Origin of the sequence: Pseudomonas sp. BIGb0558 (assembly GCF_024807515.1) — a bacterium.
Lineage (GTDB): Bacteria > Pseudomonadota > Gammaproteobacteria > Pseudomonadales > Pseudomonadaceae > Aquipseudomonas > Aquipseudomonas yamanorum_A.
In genome coordinates, this window is record NZ_JANUEW010000043.1 from 20,338 (window position 1) to 46,328 (window position 25,991).

At 61.6% G+C, this 25,991-nt stretch carries 24 protein-coding genes and 2 pseudogenes; 16 read left to right on the forward strand and 10 right to left on the reverse strand.

Annotated features, from left to right (window positions below; translation table 11 throughout):
- Positions 1–5: 5 nt before the first annotated feature.
- Entirely contained in the window at positions 6–497 is a 492-nt protein-coding gene (locus M2400_RS29220; protein WP_259198788.1) for an L-2-amino-thiazoline-4-carboxylic acid hydrolase, read from the forward strand.
- Positions 494–1,729: a Zn-dependent hydrolase gene (locus tag M2400_RS29225; protein ID WP_259198789.1), complete on the forward strand. Its 1,236-nt coding sequence runs from the start codon at positions 494–496 to the stop codon at positions 1,727–1,729. The genes M2400_RS29220 and M2400_RS29225 overlap by 4 nt, the downstream gene beginning before the upstream one ends.
- Before the next feature lie 183 nt (positions 1,730–1,912).
- Here the strand turns inward: M2400_RS29225 and M2400_RS29230 are convergent, their stop codons facing one another.
- The gene (locus M2400_RS29230) at positions 1,913–2,701 is read right to left on the reverse strand and encodes a helix-turn-helix transcriptional regulator (protein WP_259198790.1); all 789 of its coding nucleotides are present in this window, start codon (positions 2,699–2,701) and stop codon (positions 1,913–1,915) included.
- Positions 2,702–2,786: 85 nt separating this feature from the next.
- Between M2400_RS29230 and M2400_RS29235 the strand changes: the two genes are divergently transcribed.
- The 4 genes from M2400_RS29235 to M2400_RS29250 all read left to right on the forward strand — a co-directional run bounded on the left by M2400_RS29235 (position 2,787) and on the right by M2400_RS29250 (position 6,131).
- Positions 2,787–3,785, forward strand: a complete 999-nt coding sequence (locus M2400_RS29235; protein WP_087694198.1) for a bile acid:sodium symporter family protein — start codon at positions 2,787–2,789, stop codon at positions 3,783–3,785.
- Positions 3,786–3,873: 88 nt separating this feature from the next.
- Positions 3,874–5,064, forward strand: a complete 1,191-nt coding sequence (locus tag M2400_RS29240) for a sugar transporter (protein ID WP_177116088.1) — start codon at positions 3,874–3,876, stop codon at positions 5,062–5,064.
- Positions 5,065–5,106: 42 nt separating this feature from the next.
- Complete coding sequence (locus M2400_RS29245) at positions 5,107–5,673, forward strand: hypothetical protein (RefSeq protein WP_177078538.1); 567 nt, start codon at positions 5,107–5,109, stop codon at positions 5,671–5,673.
- 89 nt (positions 5,674–5,762) lie between these two features.
- Positions 5,763–6,131 carry a lysozyme inhibitor LprI family protein gene (locus tag M2400_RS29250; RefSeq protein ID WP_177078536.1) on the forward strand — a complete coding sequence of 123 codons (369 nt, stop codon included), beginning with the start codon at positions 5,763–5,765 and terminating at the stop codon, positions 6,129–6,131.
- Positions 6,132–6,179: 48 nt separating this feature from the next.
- On the opposite strand, the pseudogene M2400_RS29255 reads toward M2400_RS29250, so the two are convergent.
- Positions 6,180–6,260 (reverse strand): annotated as a pseudogene (locus tag M2400_RS29255) (outer membrane lipoprotein carrier protein LolA); the annotation flags it as partial.
- Between the two features lie 350 nt (positions 6,261–6,610).
- On the opposite strand from M2400_RS29255, the gene M2400_RS29260 reads away from it, so the two are divergent.
- Positions 6,611–8,164, forward strand: coding sequence for a TerC family protein (locus M2400_RS29260; protein WP_259198791.1), 1,554 nt, complete (start codon positions 6,611–6,613; stop codon positions 8,162–8,164).
- Positions 8,165–8,211: 47 nt separating this feature from the next.
- On the forward strand, positions 8,212–9,057 hold the full coding sequence (locus tag M2400_RS29265) for a PhzF family phenazine biosynthesis protein (protein WP_177078534.1): 846 nt from the start codon (positions 8,212–8,214) through the stop codon (positions 9,055–9,057).
- Here the strand turns inward: M2400_RS29265 and M2400_RS29270 are convergent.
- Both M2400_RS29270 and M2400_RS29275 read right to left on the reverse strand, forming a co-directional pair.
- Positions 8,990–9,382 (reverse strand): thioredoxin domain-containing protein, encoded by a 393-nt coding sequence (locus tag M2400_RS29270; protein WP_177078532.1) that lies wholly within the window; start codon positions 9,380–9,382, stop codon positions 8,990–8,992. The genes M2400_RS29265 and M2400_RS29270 overlap by 68 nt on opposite strands.
- A 143-nt stretch (positions 9,383–9,525) precedes the next feature.
- Positions 9,526–9,762, reverse strand: a complete 237-nt coding sequence (locus M2400_RS29275) for a hypothetical protein (protein ID WP_177044433.1) — start codon at positions 9,760–9,762, stop codon at positions 9,526–9,528.
- A 334-nt stretch (positions 9,763–10,096) separates the two neighbouring features.
- Here M2400_RS29275 and M2400_RS29280 point away from each other — a divergent pair, with 334 nt between their 5' ends.
- The 8 genes from M2400_RS29280 (at position 10,097) to M2400_RS29315 (ending at position 16,727) form a co-directional block, all read left to right on the forward strand.
- A complete protein-coding gene (locus tag M2400_RS29280) occupies positions 10,097–10,945 on the forward strand; it encodes a transporter substrate-binding domain-containing protein (protein ID WP_177078528.1) in 849 nt (282 codons plus the stop codon).
- A 52-nt stretch (positions 10,946–10,997) separates the two neighbouring features.
- Positions 10,998–11,660, forward strand: a complete 663-nt coding sequence (locus tag M2400_RS29285; protein WP_177044438.1) for an amino acid ABC transporter permease — start codon at positions 10,998–11,000, stop codon at positions 11,658–11,660.
- A 9-nt stretch (positions 11,661–11,669) separates the two neighbouring features.
- Positions 11,670–12,332: an amino acid ABC transporter permease gene (locus M2400_RS29290; protein WP_003207996.1), complete on the forward strand. Its 663-nt coding sequence runs from the start codon at positions 11,670–11,672 to the stop codon at positions 12,330–12,332.
- The gene (locus M2400_RS29295; RefSeq protein ID WP_259198794.1) at positions 12,329–13,114 is read left to right on the forward strand and encodes an amino acid ABC transporter ATP-binding protein; all 786 of its coding nucleotides are present in this window, start codon (positions 12,329–12,331) and stop codon (positions 13,112–13,114) included. The genes M2400_RS29290 and M2400_RS29295 overlap by 4 nt, the downstream gene beginning before the upstream one ends.
- 24 nt (positions 13,115–13,138) lie before the next feature.
- Positions 13,139–13,528 (forward strand): RidA family protein, encoded by a 390-nt coding sequence (locus tag M2400_RS29300; RefSeq protein ID WP_003208000.1) that lies wholly within the window; start codon positions 13,139–13,141, stop codon positions 13,526–13,528.
- A 177-nt stretch (positions 13,529–13,705) separates the two neighbouring features.
- Positions 13,706–14,470, forward strand: coding sequence for an IclR family transcriptional regulator (locus M2400_RS29305; protein ID WP_177044440.1), 765 nt, complete (start codon positions 13,706–13,708; stop codon positions 14,468–14,470).
- A 9-nt stretch (positions 14,471–14,479) separates the two neighbouring features.
- Positions 14,480–15,688, forward strand: coding sequence for an amino acid deaminase (locus M2400_RS29310; RefSeq protein WP_259198795.1), 1,209 nt, complete (start codon positions 14,480–14,482; stop codon positions 15,686–15,688).
- A 130-nt stretch (positions 15,689–15,818) separates the two neighbouring features.
- A complete protein-coding gene (locus M2400_RS29315) occupies positions 15,819–16,727 on the forward strand; it encodes a sugar kinase (RefSeq protein ID WP_259198796.1) in 909 nt (302 codons plus the stop codon).
- Positions 16,728–16,852: 125 nt separating this feature from the next.
- On the opposite strand, the pseudogene M2400_RS29320 reads toward M2400_RS29315, so the two are convergent.
- The 6 genes and pseudogenes from M2400_RS29320 to M2400_RS29345 all read right to left on the reverse strand — a co-directional run.
- Positions 16,853–17,143: pseudogene (locus M2400_RS29320) on the reverse strand (peptidylprolyl isomerase); the annotation flags it as partial.
- A 27-nt stretch (positions 17,144–17,170) separates the two neighbouring features.
- Complete coding sequence (locus M2400_RS29325) at positions 17,171–19,708, reverse strand: PAS domain-containing protein (protein ID WP_259198797.1); 2,538 nt, start codon at positions 19,706–19,708, stop codon at positions 17,171–17,173.
- 136 nt (positions 19,709–19,844) lie between these two features.
- The gene (locus tag M2400_RS29330) at positions 19,845–21,803 is read right to left on the reverse strand and encodes an acetoacetate--CoA ligase (RefSeq protein WP_259198798.1); all 1,959 of its coding nucleotides are present in this window, start codon (positions 21,801–21,803) and stop codon (positions 19,845–19,847) included.
- A 171-nt stretch (positions 21,804–21,974) separates the two neighbouring features.
- Positions 21,975–22,748: a 3-hydroxybutyrate dehydrogenase gene (locus tag M2400_RS29335; protein WP_169388038.1), complete on the reverse strand. Its 774-nt coding sequence runs from the start codon at positions 22,746–22,748 to the stop codon at positions 21,975–21,977.
- Positions 22,749–22,755: 7 nt separating this feature from the next.
- Entirely contained in the window at positions 22,756–24,141 is a 1,386-nt protein-coding gene (locus tag M2400_RS29340) for a GntP family permease (protein ID WP_259198799.1), read from the reverse strand.
- Positions 24,142–24,438: 297 nt separating this feature from the next.
- The gene (locus tag M2400_RS29345) at positions 24,439–25,836 is read right to left on the reverse strand and encodes a sigma-54-dependent Fis family transcriptional regulator (protein ID WP_177044462.1); all 1,398 of its coding nucleotides are present in this window, start codon (positions 25,834–25,836) and stop codon (positions 24,439–24,441) included.
- Positions 25,837–25,991: the final 155 nt, after the last annotated feature.

The following is a 25,991-nucleotide window of genomic DNA, read 5'->3' on the forward strand; positions in this document are numbered from 1 at the left end:
ACACAATGAGCAAGCTGGAAGGTGAACTGGGCATCCTGGCCCGGCGGCGGATCGAAGCCGAAATCATCAAGCCGATCTACGAGATTCTGGTGCGCGAGCAGGGCAAGAAATTTGCGGCGGCGGTGATCGGCGAGGCGGTGGGCAACGCGGCGATCCAGGCCGGCAAGCATTTTGCCGAGCTGGAAGAGCAGGGCGCCGACCTCAAGAGCTTCGTCGAGCTGCAAGTGCTCTGGGAAAAGGACGATGCGCTGAAGGTCGAGATCATCGCCAGCGACGCCGAGCACTATGACTATGACGTGAAGCGCTGCCGCTACGCCGAGATGTACCACGAGATGGGCCTGGGCGAGATCGGGCACTTGCTGTCCTGCAACCGCGACGAGCTGTTTATCGTCGGCTACAACCCGGACATCAAGCTGACGCGCACCCAGACCATCATGGGCGGCGCCCATCACTGTGACTTTCGCTACCGGGCCAAGCCCCAGGAGCCGCGTTCATGAGCGACTTGGCGCGGGTCAATGGCGAGCGCCTGTGGGACTCGCTGATGGAAATGGCGCAGATCGGCGGCACGGAAAAGGGCGGGGTTTCGCGCCTGGCCCTCACCGATGAGGACCGCCGGGGTCGTGACCTGTTTGTGCAATGGTGCGAGGCGGCGGGTTGCAGCATCCGGGTGGATGCCATGGGCAATATCTTTGCCCGTCGCGCCGGGCGGCAGGATCACCTGGCGCCGGTGTTGACCGGTTCCCATGGCGACTCCCAGCCGGCGGGCGGCAAGTACGATGGCATCTATGGGGTGCTGGCCGGGCTGGAAGTGCTGCGCACCTTGAATGACCTGGGGATCGAGACCGAGCGGCCTATAGAAGTGGTGAACTGGACCAATGAAGAAGGCTCGCGGTTCGCCCCGGCGATGATTTCTTCGGGGGTGTATGCCGGGGTGTTTGACCTGGAATATGGCCTGTCCCGGGAGGACAAGGCCGGCGTCACCATCGGCCGGGCGTTGCAGCAGATTGGTTATGCCGGCACGCACCCGGTGGGTGGTCAGGCGGTGCATGCCGCGTTTGAGCTGCATATCGAGCAGGGGCCGATTCTTGAGGCCCAGGACCTGACCATCGGCGTGGTCACCGGTGCCCAGGGCCAGCGCTGGTATGAAGTGGAACTGAGCGGGCGCAGTGCCCATGCCGGTACCACGCCGATGGATCATCGCCTGGATGCGTTGCTCGGGTTTGCCCGGGTGGTGGAGGCGGTCAACCAGATTGGCCTGGAGCAGGGCGCCGAAGGGCGGGCGACGGTGGGCATGGCGAATATCTTCCCCAATTCACGCAACGTGGTGCCGGGGCGGGTGTTTTTCAGTGTTGAGTTCCGGCACCCGGATGAAGCGGTGCTGGGGTATCAGGACCAGCAGCTGCACGCGGCGGTGGCGCGGATTGCCGAGGGGATTGGCTTGCAGTACAGCGTGAAGCAGATTTTCCAGTACGCGCCGATTGCCTTCGACAGCGGGTGCGTGGACGTGGTGCGGGCTTCGGCGCAAGTGCTGGGGTATAGCCATCGCGACATGATTTCCGGGGCCGGGCATGACGCCTGCTACCTGAACCGGGTGGCGCCGACGGCGATGATTTTTGTGCCGTGTGTGGATGGGCTGAGCCATAACGAGGCGGAGGAGATTTATCCGCAATGGTCGACGGCGGGGGCGGATGTGTTGTTGCAGGCGGTGTTGGCCAAGGCGGGGGAGTGAGCGAGCGCGATTCAACGGTTCAACTGTATTCCCTGTGGGAGCTGTCGAGCTTTAGCGAGGCTGCGATGGCGGCCCGACTGTCGACATCTCTATTGCCTGACAGGGCCTCATCGCAGCCTCGCTAAAGCTCGACAGCTCCCACAGGGGGCCAGGTTCTCATTCTGGGTCTTTGTTGTCTGGTGGTCAGCGGAAGAATTCGCCGGGTGTGGCGTCGAATTGCTGGCGGAAGGCGTTGATGAAGGCTGAGGTGGATTCGTAGCCGCAGGCCAATGCCACGTCGGTCACCCGCTCGCCTTGTTCCAGCGCGGGCAGGGCACTCAGCAGTCGCAGGCGCTGGCGCCAGGCGCGGAAGGTCAGGCCGGTGTCGCTCAGGAATAGCCGGCTGAGGGTTTTTTCGCTCACTGCCAGTTTCTCGCTCCACTGCCTCAGGGTGGTTGGCTGCTCGGGGTGCAGGTTCAGGCTGCGGTAAATCTGGCGCAAGCGGCTGTCGGCGGGCAGCGGCAGCATCAGGTCGACCTTGGGCGCCGCGGCCAGTTGGTCCAGCACCACCTGGGCCAGCCGCCCGTCCGGGCCGTCCTCGGCATATTCCACCGGCAACTCACTGAAGCTGCGGATCAACTCCCGCAACAGGCTGTTCACCGCCAGCACCTGGCAGCGGTCGGCCGCCCAGCCGGTGACGCTGCAATCGAGGTACAAGCTGCGCATCTCCGTATGGGGCGAGCTGAACACCCGGTGCGGCATGCCGGCGGGGATCCATACGGCTCGCTGGGGGGGCGCGACGAAGCGGCCGACGCTGGTCTGGATCTCCAATACCCCGGAAATCGCATAGGACAACTGCACCCACGGGTGACTATGGCGCCGCGTGAGTGCGCGGTTGGGCAGGGACTCGGTGCGCCCGTACACCGGCCTCGGCAGGCTGGAAAGCCCGGGCACGCTGCGGCGTACGGTTTTGTCATGTCCTTTAGGCGGCATTTACTGGCTCATTGGCGTTAGTCGGTAACAAGCCGTTACGTTAGAGTCGCGACGATGCTCTTGGCAACCCCTGGAAGATTGGCCTATGACCCGCCCACGCTTTTTACCTGACAACTTCACCCTGACCCTGGTGGCCACGGTGATCCTCGCGTCCCTGCTGCCCGCCAGCGGCCAGACCGCCGTGGCCTTCGGCTGGGTGACCAACCTGGCCATCGCGCTGCTGTTTTTCCTGCACGGTGCCAAGCTGTCGCGCCAGGCCATCGTCGCCGGTGCGGGCCACTGGCGCTTGCATCTACTGGTGTTCAGCCTGACCTTCGTGCTGTTCCCGCTGCTGGGCCTGGCGCTCAAGCCGGTGCTGTCGCCGCTGATCGGCAAAGACCTGTACATGGGCATGCTCTATTTGTGTGCGTTGCCCGCCACCGTGCAGTCGGCGATTGCCTTTACTTCGCTGGCCCGGGGCAATATCCCGGCGGCGATCTGCAGTGCGGCGGCTTCCAGCCTGTTCGGGATCTTCCTCACGCCGTTGCTGGTGACCTTGCTGCTTAACGTGCATGGCGACGGCGGCTCCACTGTTGATGCGATCCTGAAGATCAGCGTGCAACTGCTGCTACCGTTCATCGCCGGGCAAATCGCTCGCCGCTGGATCGGCGAGTGGGTAGGGCGCAACAAATCCTGGCTGAAATTCGTCGACCAGGGTTCGATCCTGTTGGTGGTCTACGGTGCGTTCAGCGAAGCGGTCAATGAAGGCATCTGGCACCAGATTCCGTTGTGGGAGCTGGGCGGCCTGGTGGTGGCGTGCTGTGTGCTGCTGGCGCTGGTGCTGGTGGCCTCCACGGTGCTGGGCAAGGCGTTTGGGTTCAGCCAGGAAGACCGCATTACCATTCTGTTCTGTGGCTCCAAAAAGAGCCTGGCCACTGGTGTACCCATGGCCCAGGTGTTGTTTGCCGGGGCGAGCATGGGCGTGTTGATCCTGCCGCTGATGCTGTTTCACCAGATCCAGCTGATGGTGTGTGCGGCCTTGGCCCAGCGTTATGCCAAGCGTCCGGAATCGATTCCGGAGTTGATGGGGCAAGTCGATCCCTGAACCGTCGTGTTACTATTTTTTGCGCGCAGCTCAAGGGCCGGCATCGGGCCGGCTTGATCTGCGTGCACATGAGTACGACGACCTGTAAATGAGCATTTCCGCCGCAACACCTCAAGCCAACTGGCAACCGGTCTTCGCCCTCGCGTTGGCCGCTTTTGTTTTCAATACCACCGAATTTGTGCCGGTCGGCCTGCTGAGTGCCATCGGCGCGAGCTTCGACATGCCCATCGCCAGCGTCGGCCTGATGCTGACCATCTATGCGTGGATCGTGTCCCTGACCTCGCTGCCGGTGATGCTGCTGACCCGCAACGTCGAGCGGCGCAAGCTGTTGATCGTGCTGTTCGGCATGTTTATCGCCAGCCATATCCTGTCCAGTGTGGCCACCAGTTTTGGCATTTTGATGCTCAGCCGGGTGGGCATTGCGCTGTCCCATGCGTTGTTCTGGTCGATCACCGCCTCCCTCGCGGTGCGCCTGGCGCCGGAGGGCAAGCAGGTGCAGGCCCTCGGGTTGCTGGCCACCGGCACGTCCCTGGCGATGGTGTTGGGTATTCCGCTGGGCCGCCTGCTGGGTGAAGCCATGGGCTGGCGCACCACATTTCTGGTGATTGGCGCGTTTGCGGCCGGGCTGGTGTTCTGGCTGGCGCGCACCTTGCCGCTGCTGCCGAGCCAGAACTCCGGTTCGTTGCGCAGCCTGCCGCTGCTGTTCAAGCGCCCGGCGCTGGTGGCGTTGTACGTGCTGACGGCGATGGTGGTGACGGCGCAGTTCACCGCCTATAGCTACGTTGAGCCGTTTGTTGAAGGCGTCGCGGGTATGAGTGGCAATACCGTGACCCTGATCCTGTTGGTGTTCGGTGGTGCGGGAATCATTGGTTCGCTGCTGTTCAGCCTGGTGCACCGCTTTAACCCCCATCGTTTCCTGATCACTGCGGTGACTATCCTGGCGCTGTGCCTGGCGTTGTTGCTGCCGTTGAGTGGCGAGGTCTCGTACCTGGTGACCCTGAGCGTGTTCTGGGGCATGGCGATCATGGGCTTTGGCCTGGCGCTGCAATCGAAGGTGTTGGTGCTGGCGCCGGATGCTACCGACGTGGCCATGGCGATGTTTTCCGGGATCTACAACATTGGGATTGGCGGTGGGGCGTTGATGGGCAGTTGGGTGGGCAGCCACTTTGGGTTTGCCTGGATTGGCGCGGCGGGCGGGTTGTTGGCGGCGGTGGCGTTGATCGGGTATTGCCTGGCGATTTATCGGTTTGGGCAGGGCGTGGCGCGTCGCCCTCTTTAGGTGCGGTATTCTTGATGCAGTGTATTTTTCCAGGGATTTAGTATGAAAGCAGGGTTGCTGTTCGCTGTTTTATTGATGCTGGGTGGTTGTGTTACCAATCAGCTGCATTTCGCTTCGTATACTTCTGATGCTGAGTTGGCCAGCATTAAGAATAGTGCTGTTCAGTCGGATATTGTCGGGGTGTCGGGTTACGAACGTTGTGGGCCCTGTACCGAGCGCAGCAAGATTGTATGGCATGCCGCGAACCACGAAATGGTCAGCCTTTACGAGGGGATGGCCAATGTCCCTGTTGATGATTGGGTTGGCTTTACCAGGCAGGCGATAGGGTCTGATTCGACATCGTCCATTAAAGCCCGGGTCGAGATTGATCGGGTTTTCGTAAAAACCTGGAGTGATCCCGAATACTATGCGGCTGATGTAGAACTTTCGGTCTATATCGGCGGTGTCAAATATGCCGGGCATTCACGTATCAAGATAAAAGGCGCAGGCCAGAAGGTGCTTCAGCGGGATAAGGTGGCTTTCAATTCAGCCACGCTTGATGCAGTCAGCTTGGGGTTGAAGGCCGCTTATCTGGATGCGTTTGCGAAGTTTAAAAACTCAGTCCACTGATTAGCCCTCTGTAGGATTGGGTGTCAGGTTTCCCGCGTTATCGTTGACGTCCATCGCGAGCAAGCTTGCTCCTACAGGAGGATATTTTCATGGTGGTTCGTTTGATTAAACCGGCGGTATTTGCGGTGCTCGCGGGGTTTTCCGTGTTGTGGGTAAGCCCTGTAAGCCTGGCGGCCAGTTTTGACTGTGACCGGGCGAAGGCGTCTGACGAGAAAACCATTTGTGCCACGCGTTCGCTTAATGATCAGGACGTGACCATGGCGCTGCTTTATGACCTGAACCGGCACTTTATGGCCATGGGCGGGCGCGGTTCGTTGATGGATGATCAGGCTGTGTGGCTCAAGCAGCGGCATACGTGCGGGACTCAAGTGAGCTGCCTGAGCAAAGCGTATACGCAGCGTATTGCGATGTTGCGTAGCTTTATTGATGAGCGCGTGATGACGAAGGGGCCGTTCTGAACGGCCGTTTACTGCGGCGGCTTACTACGACGGCTTACTACGACGGCTTACTGTAGGAGCGAGCTTGCTCGCGAAGAACCTGAGAGCACCGTTGGGTGTCAGGCTTCCCGAGTTATCGTTGACGTCCATCGCGAGCAAGCTCGCTCCTACAGAAGCAGGTGTCGCCAGGCTGGATCCGGCAGCGGTGCCCTTCAATCCATGTCGACACGTCATCTATTACAGATTTTGTAATAGTTTTGCGTTGTAGGAAATTGCTGCTTCGCCTGTACGATTCAAGTCCTTTTCCACAACAGGACCTACATGAACACCCTCTCGGAGCCTCCCAGTCGTCTTTCCCCAAGACATTCGCTGCCGCTGTTCCCGTTGACCGCTTGCCTTCAGGCCAAGCACCCCTTATTCCGATTGCCTACCCTTACCCGGTCCCTCGACCGTGCGTTGCCGTGCCCGGCATTCTGAAAAACTTGAAGAGATACTGAAAAATGGAATGGTTAGCGGATCCAACGGCCTGGCTCGGCCTGTTGACTTTGATTGTGCTGGAGCTGGTGCTCGGCATCGACAACCTGGTGTTTATTGCGATCCTGGCGGACAAGTTGCCGCCGGAGCAGCGTGACCGGGCGCGCCTGATTGGTTTGTCCCTGGCCTTGCTGATGCGCCTGGGCTTGCTGGCGAGTATTTCGTGGTTGGTGACGCTGACCCAGCCGCTGTTCGAGGTGTTCGACAAGAGCTTCTCGGGCCGTGACCTGATCATGCTGTTTGGTGGTGTGTTCCTGTTGTTCAAGGCCACCATGGAGTTGCATGAGCGCCTTGAAGGGCATGTCGCCCAACGTACCGGCAACGTGGCTTATGCGATGTTCTGGCCGATCGTTGCGCAGATTGTGGTGCTGGATGCGGTGTTCTCCCTCGACGCGGTGATCACCGCCGTGGGCATGGTGGATGAGCTGGCGGTGATGATGATCGCGGTGATCATTTCCATCGGCCTGATGATCATTGCCAGCAAGCCGCTGACCCGTTTCGTCAACGCGCACCCGACAGTGATCATGCTGTGCCTGGGCTTCCTGATGATGATCGGTTTTGCCCTGACCGCTGAAGGCCTGGGTTTCCATATCCCTAAAGGCTACCTGTACGCGGCCATTGGTTTCTCGATTCTGATCGAGGTGTTCAACCAGATCGCCAGGGCGCGCCGCAAGAAGTCGGCGCAAGGCACGCGGCCGATGCGTGAGCGTACGGCCCATGCCGTGATGCGTTTGCTCGGCGGTCGCAACCTGGCGGTGGAGGAGGTGGGCGAAGAGGTGGCCGACCTGCTGGACAACCCCGATGCCAACGGCGGGCCGCTGTTTGACCGGCGTGAGCGGGTGATGATCAGTGGGGTGCTGCAACTGGCTGAACGCCCGATCCGCAGACTGATGACGCCCCGGGCCAAGGTGGACTATATAGATCTGTCGGACGATCCCGACACTATCCGCCTGAAACTGATGCATTCGTCTTACTCGCGGCTGCCCTTGATCCGCAACGGTGCTGTCGACGAGCCATTGGGTTTCGTGCACAAGAAGGAGTTGCTCAAGGAATACCTGGCCGGCAACGAGCCGAACCTGGAGCACCTGGCGCGCCGGGCGATCAACCTGCTGGAGAGTTTTTCGATCCTCAACGCCCTGGAGCAGATGCGCCAGGAGTCCACTCACATTGCCTTCGTGATCAACGAATTTGGCGACTTTATCGGGGTGTTGAGCATGACTGACATCCTGGAGTCCATCGCCGGTGAGTTGCCGGATGCGAGTGAAGTCGAAGGGCCGGATATCGTCGAGGAAGCGGGCGGTTTCCGGGTCAACGGTGCCTTGAACCTCAACCTGATCCGTCAGCGTACCGGTTTCAAGGCGGTGGCGACGGAGGATTACCAGACGCTCGCCGGGCTGGTGATGAGCCTGCTGGATCGCCTGCCGGTGGTGGGCGATAGCCTGGAACATGAAGGCTGGCGCCTGACCGTGGCTGCGGTTGAGGAGCGGCGGGTCACGCAGGTGTTGCTGGCGCCGCTGTAGCTGGATAGCATCGCCGCTCACTGAACCGTTAAGGAAGGGTTACCCGAATGACTTTGGACGTGCTTAAGATTTCTGCATTTTGTGACGGTAACCAGGGCGGTAATCCGGCAGGCGTATGGATCGGCGACAATTTGCCGGAAGCCGCAGAGATGCAACGCATTGCCCACGAAGTCGGGTTTTCGGAAACCGTATTCGCCTGCCCGCAGGACGATGGTTGGCGTGTGCGCTACTTCGCGCCAGATGCCGAAGTCGCCTTTTGCGGCCACGCCACCATCGCCCTGGGCGCCGCTTTGAGCCTGGCGCTGGGCGACGGTGAATTCCACCTGACGTTGAACAATGGCGATATTTCCGTCAGTGGCCGCAGCGAAGGCGAGCTGATCGAGGCCGCCCTGCAATCCCCGCCCACCCGCAGTGCACCGGCAGACGATGCGCTGGTGGACGCGGGCCTGACGTTGTTCGGTTACACCCGTAACGACCTGGACCCGAGTATCCCGCCGGCGATCATCCATGGCGGTATCGACCACCTGGTGCTGGCCCTCGACAGCCGCGCCAAGCTGAGCCAGATGCACTATGAACTGGAAGCCGGTCGCCGCTACATGACCGACGCTCGCCTGGGTACCGTGGTGCTGGTGTTTGCCGAAAGCCCGACGCTGTTCCACACCCGCAACCCGTTTGCGGTGGGCGGCGTGTACGAAGACCCGGCCACCGGCGCCGCGACTGCCGCATTTGCCGGCTACCTGCGGGACCTGGGCTGGCCGCACAACGGCTGCATCGACATCATCCAGGGCGAGGACATGGGCAGCCGTTCACGCTTGCAGGCGCAGATCAGCGATGAGAAGGGCGCCTCGATTCGGGTGTCCGGCACTGCTCGCCTGATGCTGGATGACCTGTAACGCTCGCCGGTTGCGTATACCGACCGAAACACGCCTCGACGGTCTTCTCGGCAAGCCCGGGGAGTGTTTCCAGTAGCACGTTATGTTGGTAGACCAGCAGCATCGGGACGCGGGTGACGCTGGGATGCCGAGGTGTGTTCGTACAGTCCAGGATCAGCACCTTCACTTGCCCCTGGTACCTGCTGGCAATCCCCGCAAACGTCGGCAGCGCGTCTTCGCATGCGGTACACCCCCGCGAAGTGAACACCACAAACACGGGCAATGGAGTGTCCAATGCCCGCTCAAACGCTGCTTTATCCTCAATGACCGCATTCACGTAGTTCATCGCGCATCTCCTGTGGCACCTCGGCTCACGCTAAGCCAGGAGATAAAAACGGTCTACTGTCAAAACCAACAGGTCCCCCAGCAAAGTGCTTTTTGTGGCGAGGGAGCTTGCTCCCGCTGGACTGCGCAGCAGTCCCAATAGCTTCAACGCTCCGCCCGTTCCCGAGCCTTCTTCGCCAACCCCACACACTGCTTATAATCGCCCTGATCCTTGGCATCCTTGGCCCGACGATAACCATGATGATTCTGCGTGGTGTAGTTCGTACTGAACGCCGCCTTCAGCTTGACCAGCTCGGCCTTGCATTCACGACGGTCATCCTTGGCGAACACCTGGGTGGCACACACCAGCGACAGCAACATAAAAACAAGGCTGATCTTCATCTGAGCGCATTCCTTGGGGGTCGATCTCCTGCAAAGGCTAGTCCAGCCACGGGATTTTTCCATTCTGCCACTGCACCGCAGAGGTGCACGGTAACGACCCGCCCCCGCACCCAAATGTGGCCTGTCACCCCGGTGTGTGGCCAACGGTAGCAATCTGATTGCAACGACTGGCCAGCCGCCTTCCCGGCAACAAAAATTTATCCCGTTGATTTAAAAAGAAATTAATCCCGCAATATTTTTCTGTTACTGCGTGTGGCACACTTTCTGCTGTCTATTCCGTTGTTACATACTAAGTTCCGGTATAGCGGAATCCACAACCCCTGGAGTGCTTGTCATGCATCACCGACCTTCCGTGTTCAAAGCGTGTGTTTTTCTCTTCGCCGCATCGGCTTCCCTCGCAAGCGCAGTGCAAGCGGCGGACAGCAAGCTCGATACGGTGCTCAAGCGTGGGCACCTGATCGTGGGTACAGGCAGTACCAATGCGCCGTGGCACTTCCAGGGAGCGGATGGCAAGTTGCAGGGTTTTGATATCGACATCGGCCACATCGTGGCCAAGGGTCTGTTCAACGACCCGAGCAAAGTCGAATACGTGGTGCAGTCCTCCGATGCGCGGATTCCCAACCTGTTGACCGACAAGGTCGACATGAGCTGCCAGTTCATCACCGTCACCGCCAGCCGTGCGCAGCAAGTGGCCTTCACCCTGCCGTACTACCGCGAAGGCGTGGGCCTGCTGCTGCCGGCCAACAGCAAGTACAAGGAAATCGAAGACCTGCAGGCGGCCGGCGACGGCGTCACCGTGGCCGTGCTGCAAAACGTCTACGCCGAAGAACTGGTGCACCAGGCACTGCCTAAAGCCAAGGTCGACCAGTACGACAGCGTCGACCTGATGTACCAGGCCGTGAACTCCGGCCGTGCCGACACCGCCGCCACCGACCAGTCCTCGGTCAAGTACCTGATGGTGCAAAACCCGGGCCGCTACCGCAGCCCGAGCTACGCGTGGAGCCCGCAGACCTACGCGTGCGCCGTCAAGCGTGGCGACCAGGACTGGCTGAACTTCGTCAACACCGCGCTGCATGAAGCCATGACCGGCGTGGAATTCCCGATGTACAAGGCCTCGTTCAAGCAATGGTTCGGTGTGGATCTGCCAGAGCCGGCGATCGGTTTCCCGGTTGAGTTCAAGTAATTCGTAAACCCTGGGGCGTCGCGTACGGCGCCCCAATCAGGTACTGCCGACCATGAACTATCAGTTGAACTTTGCCGCTGTGTGGCGCGACTTCCCCAGCTTGCTGGCGGGGCTCGGCCTCGGCCTTGAACTGGCACTGCTGTCCATCGCCATCGGCTGCGTGATCGGCCTGTTGATGGCGTTTGCCATGCTGTCCAAACACCGTGCGCTGCGCATCCTGGCCTCGGTGTATGTGACGGTGATCCGCAACACCCCGATCCTGGTACTGATCCTGTTGATCTACTTCGCCTTGCCCAGCCTCGGTATCCGGCTGGACAAGATCCCCTCGTTCATCATCACCCTGTCGCTGTACGCCGGTGCCTACCTCACCGAAGTATTCCGCGCAGGCCTCTTGAACATTCCCAAGGGGTTGCGTGAAGCGGGCCTGGCCATTGGCCTGGGCGAATGGCGCATTCGCGCGTACATCACCGTGCCGGTGATGCTGCGCAACGTGCTGCCGGCGCTGTCGAACAACTTCATCTCGCTGTTCAAGGACACCTCCCTGGCGGCCGCCATCGCGGTGCCGGAGCTGACCTATTACGCCCGCAAGATCAACGTCGAAAGCTACCGGGTGATTGAAACCTGGATGGTCACGACCGCGCTCTACGTGGCTGCCTGTTACCTCATTGCCATGCTGCTCCGTTACCTGGAACAGCGTTTGGCGATTCGCCGCTAAGGAGCGCCCATGTACGAATCCCCCAGCTGGCTGCATGAGTTGTGGATCGCCCGGGAAACCCTCTGGGCAGGGTTCCAGACCAGCGTCTACTGCTCGGCCCTGGCGATTATCTTCGGCACCCTGATCGGCATCGTTGCCGGGTTGGTCCTGACCTACGGCAAATTCTGGATGCGGGCACCGTTTCGCCTGTACGTCGACCTGATCCGCGGTACGCCGGTGTTTGTGCTGGTGTTGGCCTGCTTCTACATGCTGCCGGCGCTTGGCTGGCAGATCACCGCGTTCCAGGCCGGTGCCGTGGGCCTGACGCTGTTCTGCGGCTCTCATGTTTCGGAAATTGTGCGCGGTGCCTTGCAAGCGATTCCAAAAGGACAACTGGAAGCCGGTAAGGCCATCGGCCTGACCTTCTACCAATCGCTTGGCTACGTGCTGTTGCCTCAAGCCCTGCGGCAGATCCTGCCGACCTGGGTCAACTCGTCCACGGAAATCGTCAAGGCGTCCACCTTGCTGTCGGTGATCGGCGTGGCCGAATTGCTCCTCAGCACCCAACAGGTCATCGCCCGGACGTTCATGACCCTGGAGTTCTACCTGTTCGCAGGCTTTATGTTTTTTGTCATCAACTACGCCATCGAATTGTTGGGGCGTTACATTGAAAAGCGGGTGGCGTTGCCATGAACCAACTCTCAAAAGAAAGCCAGCCATTGCTGAGCATTCGCGGCCTGCGCAAACAGTACGGCCCGGTGGAAGTGCTCAAGGGCGTCGACCTGAGCATGCAGCGTGGCAACGTCGTGACGTTGATCGGCTCCAGCGGCTCGGGCAAGACCACACTGCTGCGTTGCGTCAACCTGCTGGAAGAGTTCCAGGGGGGCCAGATCACCCTCGACGGTGAGTCCATCGGCTACAGCGAAGTCGGCGGCAAGCGCGTGCGCCACCCTGAGCGCGTGATTTCCCAGCACCGTGCGATGACCGGCATGGCGTTCCAGCAATTCAACTTGTTCCCGCACCTCACCGCGTTGCAGAACGTCACCCTGGGCCTGCTCAAGGTCAAGAAAATGGGCAAGGACGAGGCGGTGGCGCTGGCGGAAAAATGGCTGGACCGTGTCGGCCTGCTGGAGCGCCGCAATCACTTCCCGGGGCAGTTGTCGGGCGGGCAGCAACAGCGCGTGGCGATTGCCCGGGCGATTGCGATGAACCCCAGCCTGATGCTGTTCGACGAAGTCACCTCGGCCCTCGACCCGGAACTGGTGGGCGAAGTGCTCAGCGTGATCAAGGGTTTGGCAGAAGAGGGCATGACCATGTTGCTGGTCACCCACGAAATGCGTTTTGCCTATGAAGTCTCGGACAAGATCGTCTTCATGAACCAGGGCCGCATTGAAGAGCAGGGGCCGCCGAAAGACATTTTCGAACGCCCGCAATCGCCGCGACTGGCGGAGTTTCTCAAGAACATTCGTTTTTAATTCACTCGTTTCAGGAGATCCATTATGAGCATTACTCGTTACGGCACCGGCGCCACTGCAGGCGGCGGCCAGCCTCGTCCTTTCGCCCGCGCGGTGGAAGCGGATGGCTGGTTGTACGTGTCGGGCCAGGTGCCGGCGGTGGACGGTGAAATCATCACCGGCGGGATCGTCGAGCAGACGCACCAGACCATGCGCAACGTGGTAGCGATTCTCGAAGAAGCCGGCTATGCCCTTGAAGACGTGGTGCGCGTTGGCGTATGGCTGGAAGACCCACGGGATTTCTGGAGCTTCAACAAGGTATTCGGCGAATACTTCAACCCGGAACACGCCCCGGCGCGGGCCTGTGTGCAGGCGAACATGATGGTCGATTGCAAGGTTGAGATTGATTGCGTGGCCTACAAGAAAAAGGGCTAAATGCCCGACCGCAACTTGCAGTGATGAAACTCGTTGTGGCGAGGGAGCTTGCTCCCGCTGGAGTGCGAAGCGCTCCCGTTTTTTGGGGCCGCTACGCAGCCCAGCGGGAGCAAGCTCCCTCGCCACAGAGAACTTATCTGCTGCGATTTTAAGCCTTTGACGGGACCCGAAACTGCCATGACCGAAGACACCATCAAACGCCGCGCCAAAGGCCTCGACCGGGCGTTCGATATCCTCGATTTCCTCAAGGAAATCGGCCAGCCACTGCGCCCGAATGATATCGCCAGCGGCATCGGCAGCCCCAAGTCCACGGTCTACGAGCTGGTGGCCTCGCTGCTGGAACGGCGCATCCTCGAAACCGTCGGCAAGGACGGTCACGTCTACCTCGGCCGCCAACTGTACTTCCTCGGCCAGGCCCACCTGCGTCACTTCGACCTGACCCGCGAAGCCGACCACGCCCTGCAGGAAATCGTCAGCCAGACCCACGAAACCGCCCAGATGTGCCTGCTCAATGGGCGCAAATACACCGTGGCCCTGATGCGCGAAGGCGAGCGGCATTTCCGCATCTCCTCAGACATCGGCGAAAACGCCCCAATCCCCTGGACCGCCTCCGGCCGCCTGCTGCTGGGCCACCTGAGCGACCAGCAAATCATCGACCTGATCGACTACGACGACTTCATCCTACCGGACGGTCAGCGCCTGCCCCTGGAAACCTTCCTCGGGCAAATCCGCCAGGCCACCCTCGACGGATTCTTCTCCTTCGACAGCGTCGCCGACACCTTTACCCATTGCTTTGCGGCCCCGGTGCGGGACGCCCAAGGCATCAGCATTGCGACCCTGTGCATCGTCGCCCCACGGGCCGATGCCATCACACACTACAACGACTATCGCCGGGTGCTGATCGACAGCGCGAACAACCTGGCCCGTCGCATCAACGAATAGGAAACCCTTATGTCTGCCTTCAATGCCGTTGAAAAAGGCGCCGCCGAAGTCGGTGCACATCTGGTCCGTGACGTCAGCCTGCCGGCCCTGGTGCTGCACCGCGATGCCTTGGAACACAACATCCGCTGGATGCAGGACTTCGTCAGCAACAGCGGCGCGCAACTGGCGCCCCACGGCAAGACCAGCATGATGCCAGCGCTGTTCCAGCGGCAGATCGAGCAGGGCGCCTGGGGCATCACCCTGGCCAACGCCGTGCAGACCCGCGCTGCGTATGCCGGTGGTGTTCGCCGGGTATTGATGGCCAACCAACTGGTGGGCGCACCGAACATGGCGTTGATCGCCGACCTGCTGGCCGACCCGGAATTCGACTTCCACTGCATGGTCGACCACCCGGACAACGTCGCCGACCTGGGTGCATTCTTCGCCGCCCGCGGCCTGTGCTTGAACGTGATGATCGAATACGGTGTGGTCGGCGGGCGTTGCGGTTGCCGCACTGAACAGCAGGTGCTCGACCTGGCCAAGGCGATCAAGGCCCAGCCGGCGCTGGCCCTCACCGGCATTGAAGGCTACGAAGGGGTGATCCACGGCGAACACGCCATCAGCGGCATCCGCGACTTCGCCGCGTCCCTGGTGCGCCTGGCCGTCGACCTGCAAAACAGCGGCGCGTTCGACCTCGGCAAGCCCATCATCACCGCCTCGGGCTCGGCCTGGTACGACCTGATCGCCGAATCCTTCGAAGCCCAGAATGCCGCCGGCCGCTTCCTCAGCGTATTGCGCCCGGGCAGCTACGTGGCCCACGACCACGGCATCTACAAAGAGGCGCAGTGCTGCGTACTCGACCGTCGCAGCGACCTCAACGAAGGCCTGCGCCCGGCGCTGGAAGTCTGGGCCCATGTGCAATCCTTGCCGGAGCCGGGCTTTGCCGTGATCGCCCTGGGCAAGCGTGATGTGGCCTACGACGCCGGCCTGCCGGTGCCGCTCAAACGCTACAAGGCCGGCGTGCTGCCGGCGGTGGGTGATGACGTGAGCGCGTGCAAGGTCACCGCGGTGATGGACCAGCATGCGTTCATGGTGGTGGCGCCGGGGGTTGAGTTGCGCATTGGCGACATCATCTCCTTTGGTACTTCCCACCCGTGCCTGACGTTCGACAAGTGGCAGGTGGGTAATTTGGTGGATGAGCAACTGCAAGTGATCGAAAGCCTGCATACCTGCTTCTAGACCGAGTCGCGCCCATCGCAGGCAAGCCAGCTCCCACATTGACCGTGTTCCTTCAGGTACAACCCGGTCAACTGTGGGAGCCGGGCTTGCCCGCGATGAGGCCCTCAAGCACCCCCGAGAATCCCCAGCCATGAACACAAAACCCCGCATCGCCCTCATCGGCGAATGCATGATCGAACTCCAACACCGCGCCGATGGCAGCCTGCAACAAAGCTTCGGCGGCGACACCCTGAACGCCGCCGTCTACCTGCGCCGCGAACTGGGCGAGCCCAGCACCGTCGACTACGTCACCGCCCTGGGCGACGACAGTTTCAGCGACGCCATGTGCAAGCACTGGGCCGAAGAAGGCCTGGGCCTGGGCATGGTCCAGCGCCTGCCCGGACGTTTGCCGGGCTTGTACTGCATCCAGACCGATGCCAGGGGCGAACGCAAATTCCTCTACTGGCGCAACGAAGCGGCGGTACGCGACTGCTTCACCACACCGGCGGCCGAGCCGATCCTGGCAGCACTGCCGACCTACGACGTGGTGTATTTCAGCGGTATCACCCTGGCGGTATTGGGAGAAGTGGGTCGTGAGCGGTTGCTGAAAACCCTGATCAAAACCCGTAAGCGCGGTGGCAAGGTGGTGTTCGACAACAACTACCGACCACGCTTGTGGGCTAGTCTGGAAGCGGCGCGTGCGGCGTATCACACGGTATTGGCCGAGGTGGATATCGCCTTGCTGACCGAAGATGACGAGCGCGCGTTGTTTGGTTATGAGGACAGCGAACAGGTGTTTGCGGCATACCCGACGATTGCCGAAGTGGTGCTCAAGCGTGGCGCGGATGCGTGTTTGATTCGCTGCGAAGGTGAGCGATTCGAGGTGCCGGCGCTGGTGGTGGAGAAGGTGATCGACACTACGGCGGCGGGGGATTCGTTCAGCGCGGCGTACCTGGCCAGCCGGCTCAAAGGTGGTTCCCCGCAAGAGGCCGCACTGGCCGGGCATCGCCTGGCGAGCCGGGTCATTCAAGTACCCGGTGCACTGATTCCCCGAGATTGAGGTGTTTGGCCGCCTGCGGCGGATCGCGGGCAAGCCCGGCTCCCACAGTTGACCGTATTCTTGAGAGAGAACTCGGTCAACTGTGGGAGCTGGCTTGCCTGCGATGGCGGCCTAAAGCCAACCCCTCAATCTCGGTAAAACACCTGCACCAGGTGATACCCGAACTTGCTCTTGATCGGCCCATGAACCACCTTCACCGGCTTCTTGAAGATCACCGCATCAATCACCCCCACCATCTGCCCCGGCCGCACTTCACCCAAATCACCGCCGCGCTTGGCAGACGGGCAGGTGGAGTACTTCTTGGCCAGCACATCAAACGCTTCGCCCTTGGCAATACGCTGCTTGAGCTGTTCGGCTTCCTCGCTGGTTTTCACCAGAATGTGACGGGCTTGGGCTTTCATTGATCGGTCCTGATGTGAAACGGCGCGCGATTATGCCTGAAGTCAGGCCTCTGAGCTGATCATGCTGCGGATTTTGTTAGCCAGCAGGTCAATCGAAAACGGCTTGGCCACCATGTCCATGCCTGCCTCCAGGAACCCTTGGCGTTCGGCGGCTTTCTCGGCATAACCGGTCATGAACAGCACCTTGAGTTCCGGCCGGTGTTGCCGGGCGATCTCCGCCAACTGCCGGCCATTCATCCCCGGCAAGCCCACATCGGTCACCAGCAAGTCCACTCGCAAATCAGACTCCAGCAACGGCAGCGCCGCCCGTGCATCGGCGGCCTGGTGCGCGGTGTAGCCGAGTTCATCCAGTACATTCACCACCAGCATGCGCACGGCCGGGTCATCCTCGACCACCACCACTGCTTCGCCCGCCAGCGCCACCGGGGCTTCGCCCTGGCTGGCGGGCACGCTCCGTTCCAGCGCCGTGCCATGCAGGCGCGGCAAATACAGGCGTACGCAAGTGCCTTGGCCGGGTTCACTTTCAATGGTGACGTGGCCACCGGATTGCTGGGCAAACCCGTAGATCATCGACAACCCAAGGCCCGTGCCCTGGCCGATGGGCTTGGTGGTGAAGAACGGGTCGAAGGCCTTGGCGAGGATCTTCGCGGTCATGCCGGCGCCGTTGTCGCTTACGCCGAGCATCACGTAGTCGCCGGCCTTGACTGGCTCCAGGGTGGTGATATCCGTGCCGTCGAGGTAGCTGTTGGCGGTCTCGATGCACAGTTGCCCGCCGTCGGGCATCGCATCCCGGGCGTTGATCACCAGGTTGAGCAGGGCATTTTCCAGCTGGCTGGCGTCGGTGTTCACCGGCCACACGTCGGCGCCCAGGTTCACCTTGAGTTCGATGTGCGCGCCCTTGGTGCGGCGGAACAGGTCTTCCAGGGACGCCACCAACTGATTCGGGTCCACCGGCTTGCGGTCCAGCGACTGGCGCCGGGAGAAGGCCAGCAGGCGATGGGTCAGCGCGGCGGCGCGATGGGCCGAGGACACGGCGGCGTCGGTGAATCGGCCGATCTCGTCGCTGCGCCCGGCGGCGATGTAGCGTTGCATCAGGTCCAGGCTGCCGATGATCCCGGTGAGCATGTTGTTGAAGTCATGGGCGATGCCGCCGGTGAGCTGGCCGACCGCTTCCATTTTCTGGGCATGGCGCAGGGCGTCTTCGGCGCGCTCGCGTTCGAACATCTCGTTTTGCAGGCGCTGGTTGGCTTCGGCCAGGGCCTGGGTGCGCTGGCTGACGCGCTCTTCGAGGTTCTCATTAAGGTGACGCAGCGCTTCTTCGGTGAGCTTGCGCTCGGTCTCGTCGATCACAAAAATGTAGAAGCCGTTGACCGAACCATCGGCGCTGAACCGCGGCAGGTACTTCATCAGCGCGTGGCGCGGCCGCCCGTCATGGTGCGGCGTGACGGTGACAAAGCTGCAGGCCTTGCCCTTGAGCGCCGCTTCGATTTTGTCGACGCGCCCGGCATAGACTTCATCCCCCAGCACCTCGCGGATGGACTTGCCATACAGCTCCTGCGGGGTCATGCCGTACCAGTCCAGGTAGGCGCTGTTGTTCAGGCGAAAACGCTGCTCATGGTCGACATAGCCGATCAGCACCGGCATGGCGTTGATGATCAACTGCAGCTCGGTCTGGCTTTGGCGCAGGGCCTGCTCGGTGTGCTTGCGTTCGGTCAGGTCGAGGGCCGCGCCGAGAAAGCGCGCCGGGCGGCCATGATGGTCCTTGTAGCAGCGGCCCCGGGCGAACACCCAGCGCACTTCGCCATCGGCTTGCAGCAGGCGGTATTCCTCGGCGTATTCGGTGCCGTGGGTGATGCAGTGCTTGATGCTGCGGGCCACCATGCCCCGGTCTTCGGGGTGCACGCCTTGCAGGTAGTCGCTGATGGGCAGCAGGCCGGCATCGCAGGGATCAACGCCGTGCAACTGGGCAAAATGCGCGTCGGCGATAAACCGGTCTTCGCCGATGTCCCAGTCCCAGGTGCCCACGGCGTCGGTGGCGGCCAGGGCCAGTTGCAGGCGCTGCTCGGTGTTGCGCTGGGCCTTGAGGCTGTTTTCGGTGCGCTGCTGCAGTTCCAGGGCGATGCGCCGGCGTTCGTTGGTTTCGATGGCGGTGATCAGGATCCCGGCGACCTCGCCACGTTCGTCCCGGATGGGACTGTAGGTCAGGTCGAGCCAGATCTCGGTGTCGCGGTGGTTGCGCTGCAGGACAAATCGCTGCTCGGTGAAGGTGCGCACCTGGCCGGTGAGGACGGCGCTGTAGATCGGGTCGGTGAATGGCTTGAGTTCCGGCCAGATCAGGTCGGCGGGCTGGCCGAAGGCGCCAGGGTGCTTGTTGCCGGCCAGCATCGCGAAGCTGTCGTTGTAGATCTGGGTGAGTTCGGCGCCCCACAGCAACAGCATCGGCATGGGTGAATGGATCACGATGTCGACGGCTGTGCGGAGGCTTTGCGGCCAATCAATGGCGTCACCGAGGGGGCTTCGTGCCCAGTCCAGCCGCGCAATCAGTGCCGCGGCCTCGCTGCCGGTGGGTGATACGTTCATGTAAATGCCCTGCGCGTAACGCTTGAAGAATGACAAAAGCCGATTATCCCGTGAGTGGGGAACGGCTTTCCACCCCCCGAAAAATAGCATGCTTGAGGGGTTTGTCTTCAAATGAGTGCCTAAGGGCTAAAACGTTTCATCTTTCTGCCAGCTCCCGACGGTCGCGAAATTGCTCCAGGGCTTCGGGGTTGGCCAGGGCATCGGTGTTCTTGACCGGCTCGCCGTGCACCACGTTGCGCACCGCCAGTTCGACGATCTTGCCGCTGATGGTGCGCGGGATGTCCGTCACCGCGAGGATCTTCGCCGGCACATGGCGCGGCGTGGTGTTGGCGCGGATCACCTGGCGGATCTGCTGCTCCAGGGCGTCATCCAGTTCGATGCCGTCGTTGAGCCGCACAAACAGCACCACTCGCACATCGTCCTGCCAGCGTTGGCCGATGGCTAGGCTTTCCAGGACCTGAGGCACCTTTTCCACCTGGCGATAAATCTCTGCGGTACCGATGCGCACGCCGCCGGGGTTGAGCACCGCGTCTGAACGGCCGTGGATCAGCAGGCTGCCATTGGGCCGTTGTTCGGCGTAGTCGCCCTGGGCCCATACGCCGGGGAACTGGCTGAAATACGAGGCCCGCAGCTTTTCCTGATGCGGGTCATTCCACAGGCCGATGGGCATCGCCGGGAAGTGTCGGGTGCACACCAGCTCGCCTTTTTCGCCCACCAGCGGGCGGCCCTGGTCGTCCCACACTTCGATGGCCATCGCCAGGCTCTTGCACTGCATCTCGCCACGGCGCACCGGCAGCACCGGGTTGCCGATCACAAAGCAGGAGACGATGTCGGTGCCGCCCGACATCGACGACAGGCACAGCTCGGGCTTGATCTCGCGGTACACGTAATCGTAGCTCTGGGGCGACAGCGGCGAGCCGGTGGAGATCAAGCCCTTGAGGCTGCCCAGGTCATGGCTCAGGCGCGGTTGCAGCCCGGCTTTTTCCAGGGTCGCGAGGAATTTCGGGCTGGTGCCGAATACGCTGATTTTCTCCTGATCGATCAGGTCCATCAGGCGTTCCGGCCCCGGGTGAAACGGCGAGCCGTCATACAGCACCGCCGTGGCGCCGATGGCCAGCACCGACACCAGCCAGTTCCACATCATCCAGCCGCAGGTGGTGTAGTAGAACAGGCAGTCGTTGCGGGACAGGTCGGCGTGCAGGCCGTGTTCCTTGAGGTGGGTGAGCAGCACGCCGCCGGTGCCGTGGATGATGCACTTGGGCACGCCGGTGGTGCCGCTGGAATACAGGATGTACAGCGGGTGGTCGAAAGGTACGGCGACGAAGTCGGGCTCACCGCCGGGGGTGTAGAAGTCGTCCCAGAGTGCGACGCTGGCTTGGGTTTGATAGTCCTCGGGGCGCGCTTGCGGGCGGGCGTACGGCACGATGATCAGTTGTTGCAGGGACGGCAGCCGCTCGAGGATTTCATTGAGCTTGCTGCTCTGGTCAATGACCTTGCCGGCATAGCGGTAGCCGGCGCAGGTGATCAGCACCTTGGGTTCGATCTGGCCGAAGCGGTCGATCACGCCCTGGGTGCCGAAGTCCGGCGAGGAGCACGACCAGATGGCTCCGAGGCTGGTGGTGGCGAGCATGCCCACCAGGGTTTGCCAGGTGTTGGGCATGCACGCGGCCACCCGATCACCCACGCCCACCCCGGCGGCCCGCAGGCTGCGTTGCAGGCCGGCGACGTGGCGGGCGAGTTCAGCGTAGGTCAGTTGCTCGCGCTGGCCGTCTTCGCCGATGGCGATCACGGCGGGGTGATCATCGCGGCGGCGCAGCAAGTGTTCGGCAAAGTTCAGGGTAGCGCCGGGAAACCACTGGGCGCTGGGCATCTCGGCGTCTTCAATCAGCACCGCGCTGGGCGGTGTGCGGAACTGCACGTCGAAGAACTCGACAATCGCCCGCCAGAAGTCCGGGCGCTGGTCGATGCTCCATTGGTGCAGGGCCGGGTAATCGCTGATCTGCAAGGCGTGGCGATCATTGATGAAGCGCCGGAACTGGTCCATCCGGGTGGCGTGGATGCGTTCGGGGGAGGGTTGCCAGAGTATTTCGGACATAAGGAAATCTCTTGTTCTTGTGTCAAATCTGCCAAACAACACAGGTCAAAAATGTGGGAGCAGGCTTGCCTGCGATAGCGGTGAGTCAGCTTGCATCACTGGCACCTGACACACCGCTATCGCAGGCAAGCCAGCTCCCACATTTGATCTCCGGTGTCTTGGGATCGTCGTTTATTGGGCCAGCCAGCCGCCGTCGATATTCCACGCCGCGCCGCGCACCTGGCTGCCGGCTTCGCTGCACAGGAACAGCACCAGTTCCCCCAGTTGCGGCGGCGTCACGAATTCCAGCGACGGCTGCTTCTCCGCCAGCAAGTCATGCTGCGCCTGTTGCGGGTCCACCCCGGTCGCAATGCGATCATCAATCTGCTTCTGCACCAGCGGCGTCAACACCCACCCCGGGCAGATCGCGTTGCAGGTGACATTACTCTGGGCGGTTTCCAGCCCCACCACCTTGGTCAACCCGATCACCCCGTGCTTGGCAGCGACGTAAGCCGCCTTGCCCACCGACCCCACCAGCCCATGCACCGAAGCGATATTCACGATCCGCCCCCAGCCCCTGGCCTTCATGCCCGGCAAGCTCAGGCGGGTGCTGTGGAACACCGACGACAGGTTGATCGCAATGATCGAATCCCAGCGCTCCACCGGGAACTCATCCACCGGCGCCACATGCTGGATCCCGGCGTTGTTCACCAGGATGTCGATGCCACCAAACTCGCGCTCGGCGTAGGCGATCATCTCGGCGATCTGTGCCGGGTCGCTGACGTCGGCCGGGTGATGCCCGACCTTGCCGCCGAAGGCCTGCACCTGGGCGATCACCGCGCTGGCGTCGCCGAAGCCGTTGAGGATCAGGTTGGCGCCGGCCTTGGCCAGGCTCAGGGCGATGCCCAGGCCGATGCCGCTGGTGGAACCGGTGACCAGGGCGGTCTTGCCGTTCAATGTCGTCATATCAACCTCACACAATGCCGGTGGCGTAGAAAGTACCAATCACCACGAACACCGCGAGGGTCTTGATGATCGTGATGCCGAAAATATCTTTATAGGCTTCGCGGTGGGTCAGCCCGGTGACCGCCAGCAGCGTGATCACGGCGCCGTTGTGGGGCAGGGTGTCCATGCCGCCACTGGCCATGGCCGCGACCCGGTGCAGTACTTCAAGGGGGATATTGGCCGCATGGGCCGCTGAAATAAAGCTCTCCGACATGGCCGCCAGCGCGATGCTCATGCCGCCCGAAGCGGAACCGGTGATACCGGCCAGCAGGGTCACGGTAATCGCTTCGTTGACCAGCGGGTTGGGGATGCCCTTGAGCCAGTCGGCCAGTACCAGGAAGCCCGGCAACGAGGCGATCACCGCCCCAAAGCCGTATTCCGACGCAGTGTTCATCGCCGCCAGCAGTGCACCGCTGACCGCGCTCTTGCTGCCCTCGGCAAGCTTGCTGCGAATCGCCGAGAAGCCGAACACCAGCACCACGATGATCCCCACCAGCAAGGCCGCCTGCACCGCCCAGATCGCCGTGAGCTTGGCGACTTCGGTCTGCACCGGCGCGCTCATGCCCGGCAGGCTGAGGGTGTGGGTCTTGCCGTACCACAGCGGAATCCAGTGGGTGAACAGCAGGTTCATGATGCCCAACAGCGGCGACAGGGCGATCCAGGGGTTGGGCAGCTGGATATCTTCGGCGGTTTCCGGCTCGTTGCGCAGGTTGGTGCCATAGCCTTCACCGGCGCGCTGGGCCTTGTTGCGCTGGCGGGCCAGGTACAGCATGCCGACGCAGAACACGAAAATCGTGCCGATCAGCCCCAACCACGGCGCGGCCCAGGCGGTGGTGTTGAAGAAGGTGCTGGGGATGATGTTCTGGATCTGCGGCGTGCCGGGCAGAGCGTCCATGGTGAACGAGAACGCACCGAGGGCGATGGTCGCCGGCAACAGGCGCTTGGGGATATTGCTTTGGCGGAACATCTCGGCGGCAAACGGGTACACCGCGAACACTACGACGAACAGCGACACGCCGCCGTAGGTCAGCAGGGCGCACACCAGCACGATCACCAGCATCGCCTGGCGGGTGCCAAGCAAGCGGATGGCGGCGGCGACGATGGAGCGCGAGAAGCCGGAGATCTCGATCAGCTTGCCGAACACCGCGCCGAGCAGGAACACCGGGAAATACAGTTTGAGGAAGCCGACCATTTTCTCCATGAACACCCCGGTGAAGGCAGGGGCGACGGCGGACGGGTCGGTGAGCAGCACGGCGCCGAGGGCGGCGATGGGGGCAAACAGGATGACGCTGTAGCCACGGTAGGCAGCCAGCATCAGCAGCGCCAGGGCTGCGAGGGCAATGATCACACTCATGGTGTGTCTCCATCTGATTGTTATTTTTGTGGGGGTGAGGCAGTGGGGAGGGGCTATAGCGAGATGTGTGCCAAGTGGTTAACTTGTTGAAATATATAGATAATATTGTTTTTTGAGTTTTGGGTTCTGAAGTTTGTCTCTGACTTGAGACTGACGGTGATCAAATGTGGGAGCTGGCTTGCCTGCGATGGCGTTTTTTCAGTTGATGAATGTGTTGGCTGACCCACCGTTATCGCAGGCAAGCCAGCTCCCACAGTAGGTTGTCTTTGATATGAGATTTGTGTCTCTGTTTTGAGACTAGGCGATACCCAGAGCAACCATCTTCTTGTACAAGGTCGACCGGCCGAGCCCCAGCCGCTTCGCCGCCTCCACCACATTCCCCTCACACTGCTTCAGCGCCGCCCCAATCACCTGCCGATCAAACCGCTCCCGGGCCGCGCTGAAACTCTCGCCCTCAACGGTCTCTACCGAACTGTGCTCCACCGGACTGAACGTACCAATGGCTGCGCGAATTTCACTGGCATCCAGCACCAGGCCGTCACTCAACAACGCCGCCCGCTCCAGCACATTGCGCAGCTCGCGGATATTGCCCGGCCACGCATGCTGTGCCAACAACGCCAAGGCCTCGCGGTCCAGCTCATGCTGGCTGCGCAACTCCTCCAGGATCGCCTCACTCAACGCCGGCAAATCATCCAGCCGGGCGCGCAACGGCGGCACCTGGATCGGCAGCACATTCAGCCGGTAATACAGGTCTGCCCGAAACTCGCCGCGCTTGATCGCCGCTTCAAGATCCATCGACGTGGCGGCAATCACCCGCACATCACTGTGGATCATCTCGTTGGAGCCCACCGGCTCGAACTCTTTCTCCTGCAACACCCGCAGCAGCTTGCTTTGCAGCGGCAGGGGCATGTCGCCGATCTCATCGAGAAACAGCGTGCCGCCCTGGGCGATTTGCAGCTTGCCGGGACGACCCTTGCGGTCGGCCCCGGTAAACGCGCCCGGCGCGGTACCGAAGAATTCTGCTTCCAGCAGGTCGTGGGGAATCGCCGCGCTGTTGATGCTCACAAACGCCTTGTGCGCCCGAGGCGATGCACCGTGAATCGCCTGGGCCAGCAATTCCTTGCCGGTGCCGGTTTCCCCCAGCAGCAACACTGGCGACTCCGCACTCGCACTGCGCCGTGCCCGGCGTTTGACTTCCAGGCTGGCCGCGCTGGTGCCGATAAAGTGCGCGAAGTTGTACTTGCTCTGCCGCGACCTCAGCAGCGAACGGGTAGAGGCCAGTTCCTGCTGCATGCTCAGGTAGCGCTCGATCAGCGGCGACAGGTTGCGCAGCTCATCAAACAGTGCAAACCCGATGGCGCCGATCACCTTGCCCCCGTCGTCGTGGATCGGCAGGCGCATCACCACCAGCGGGCCCTTGGGGGTGTCCTGGATATCCAGCAGAATCGGCTGGTCATTGCGCACCACCTGGCGCAGCAGGCTGTTGGAAATCACCTGCTCGCAGGGTTGGCCGATGGCTTCGTCGGCGCTTTTCAGGCCGAAGCGCTTGGCGTAGCGCTCGTTCATCCAGACGATATTCGCGTCGCCGTCGACAATCACCGTGCCTTCGCTGGACTGCTCGATGATCTCGAACAATGACTGGATCGCCAGGCCGCGAACGTGCTGGTAATCCTTGAGGCTTTCGCTGTTGTTCATGGGCGGGACCGCTAAAAATAATGATGAGAATATGCCCCTGTAGGAGCCGGCTTGCCGGCGATGGCAATCTTGAGGACGCCATCGCCGGCAAGCCCGCTACAAAAAAAATATGGTAGCCGCAATTAACACGTTTCGTAGCATTGAAAAAAAATTTA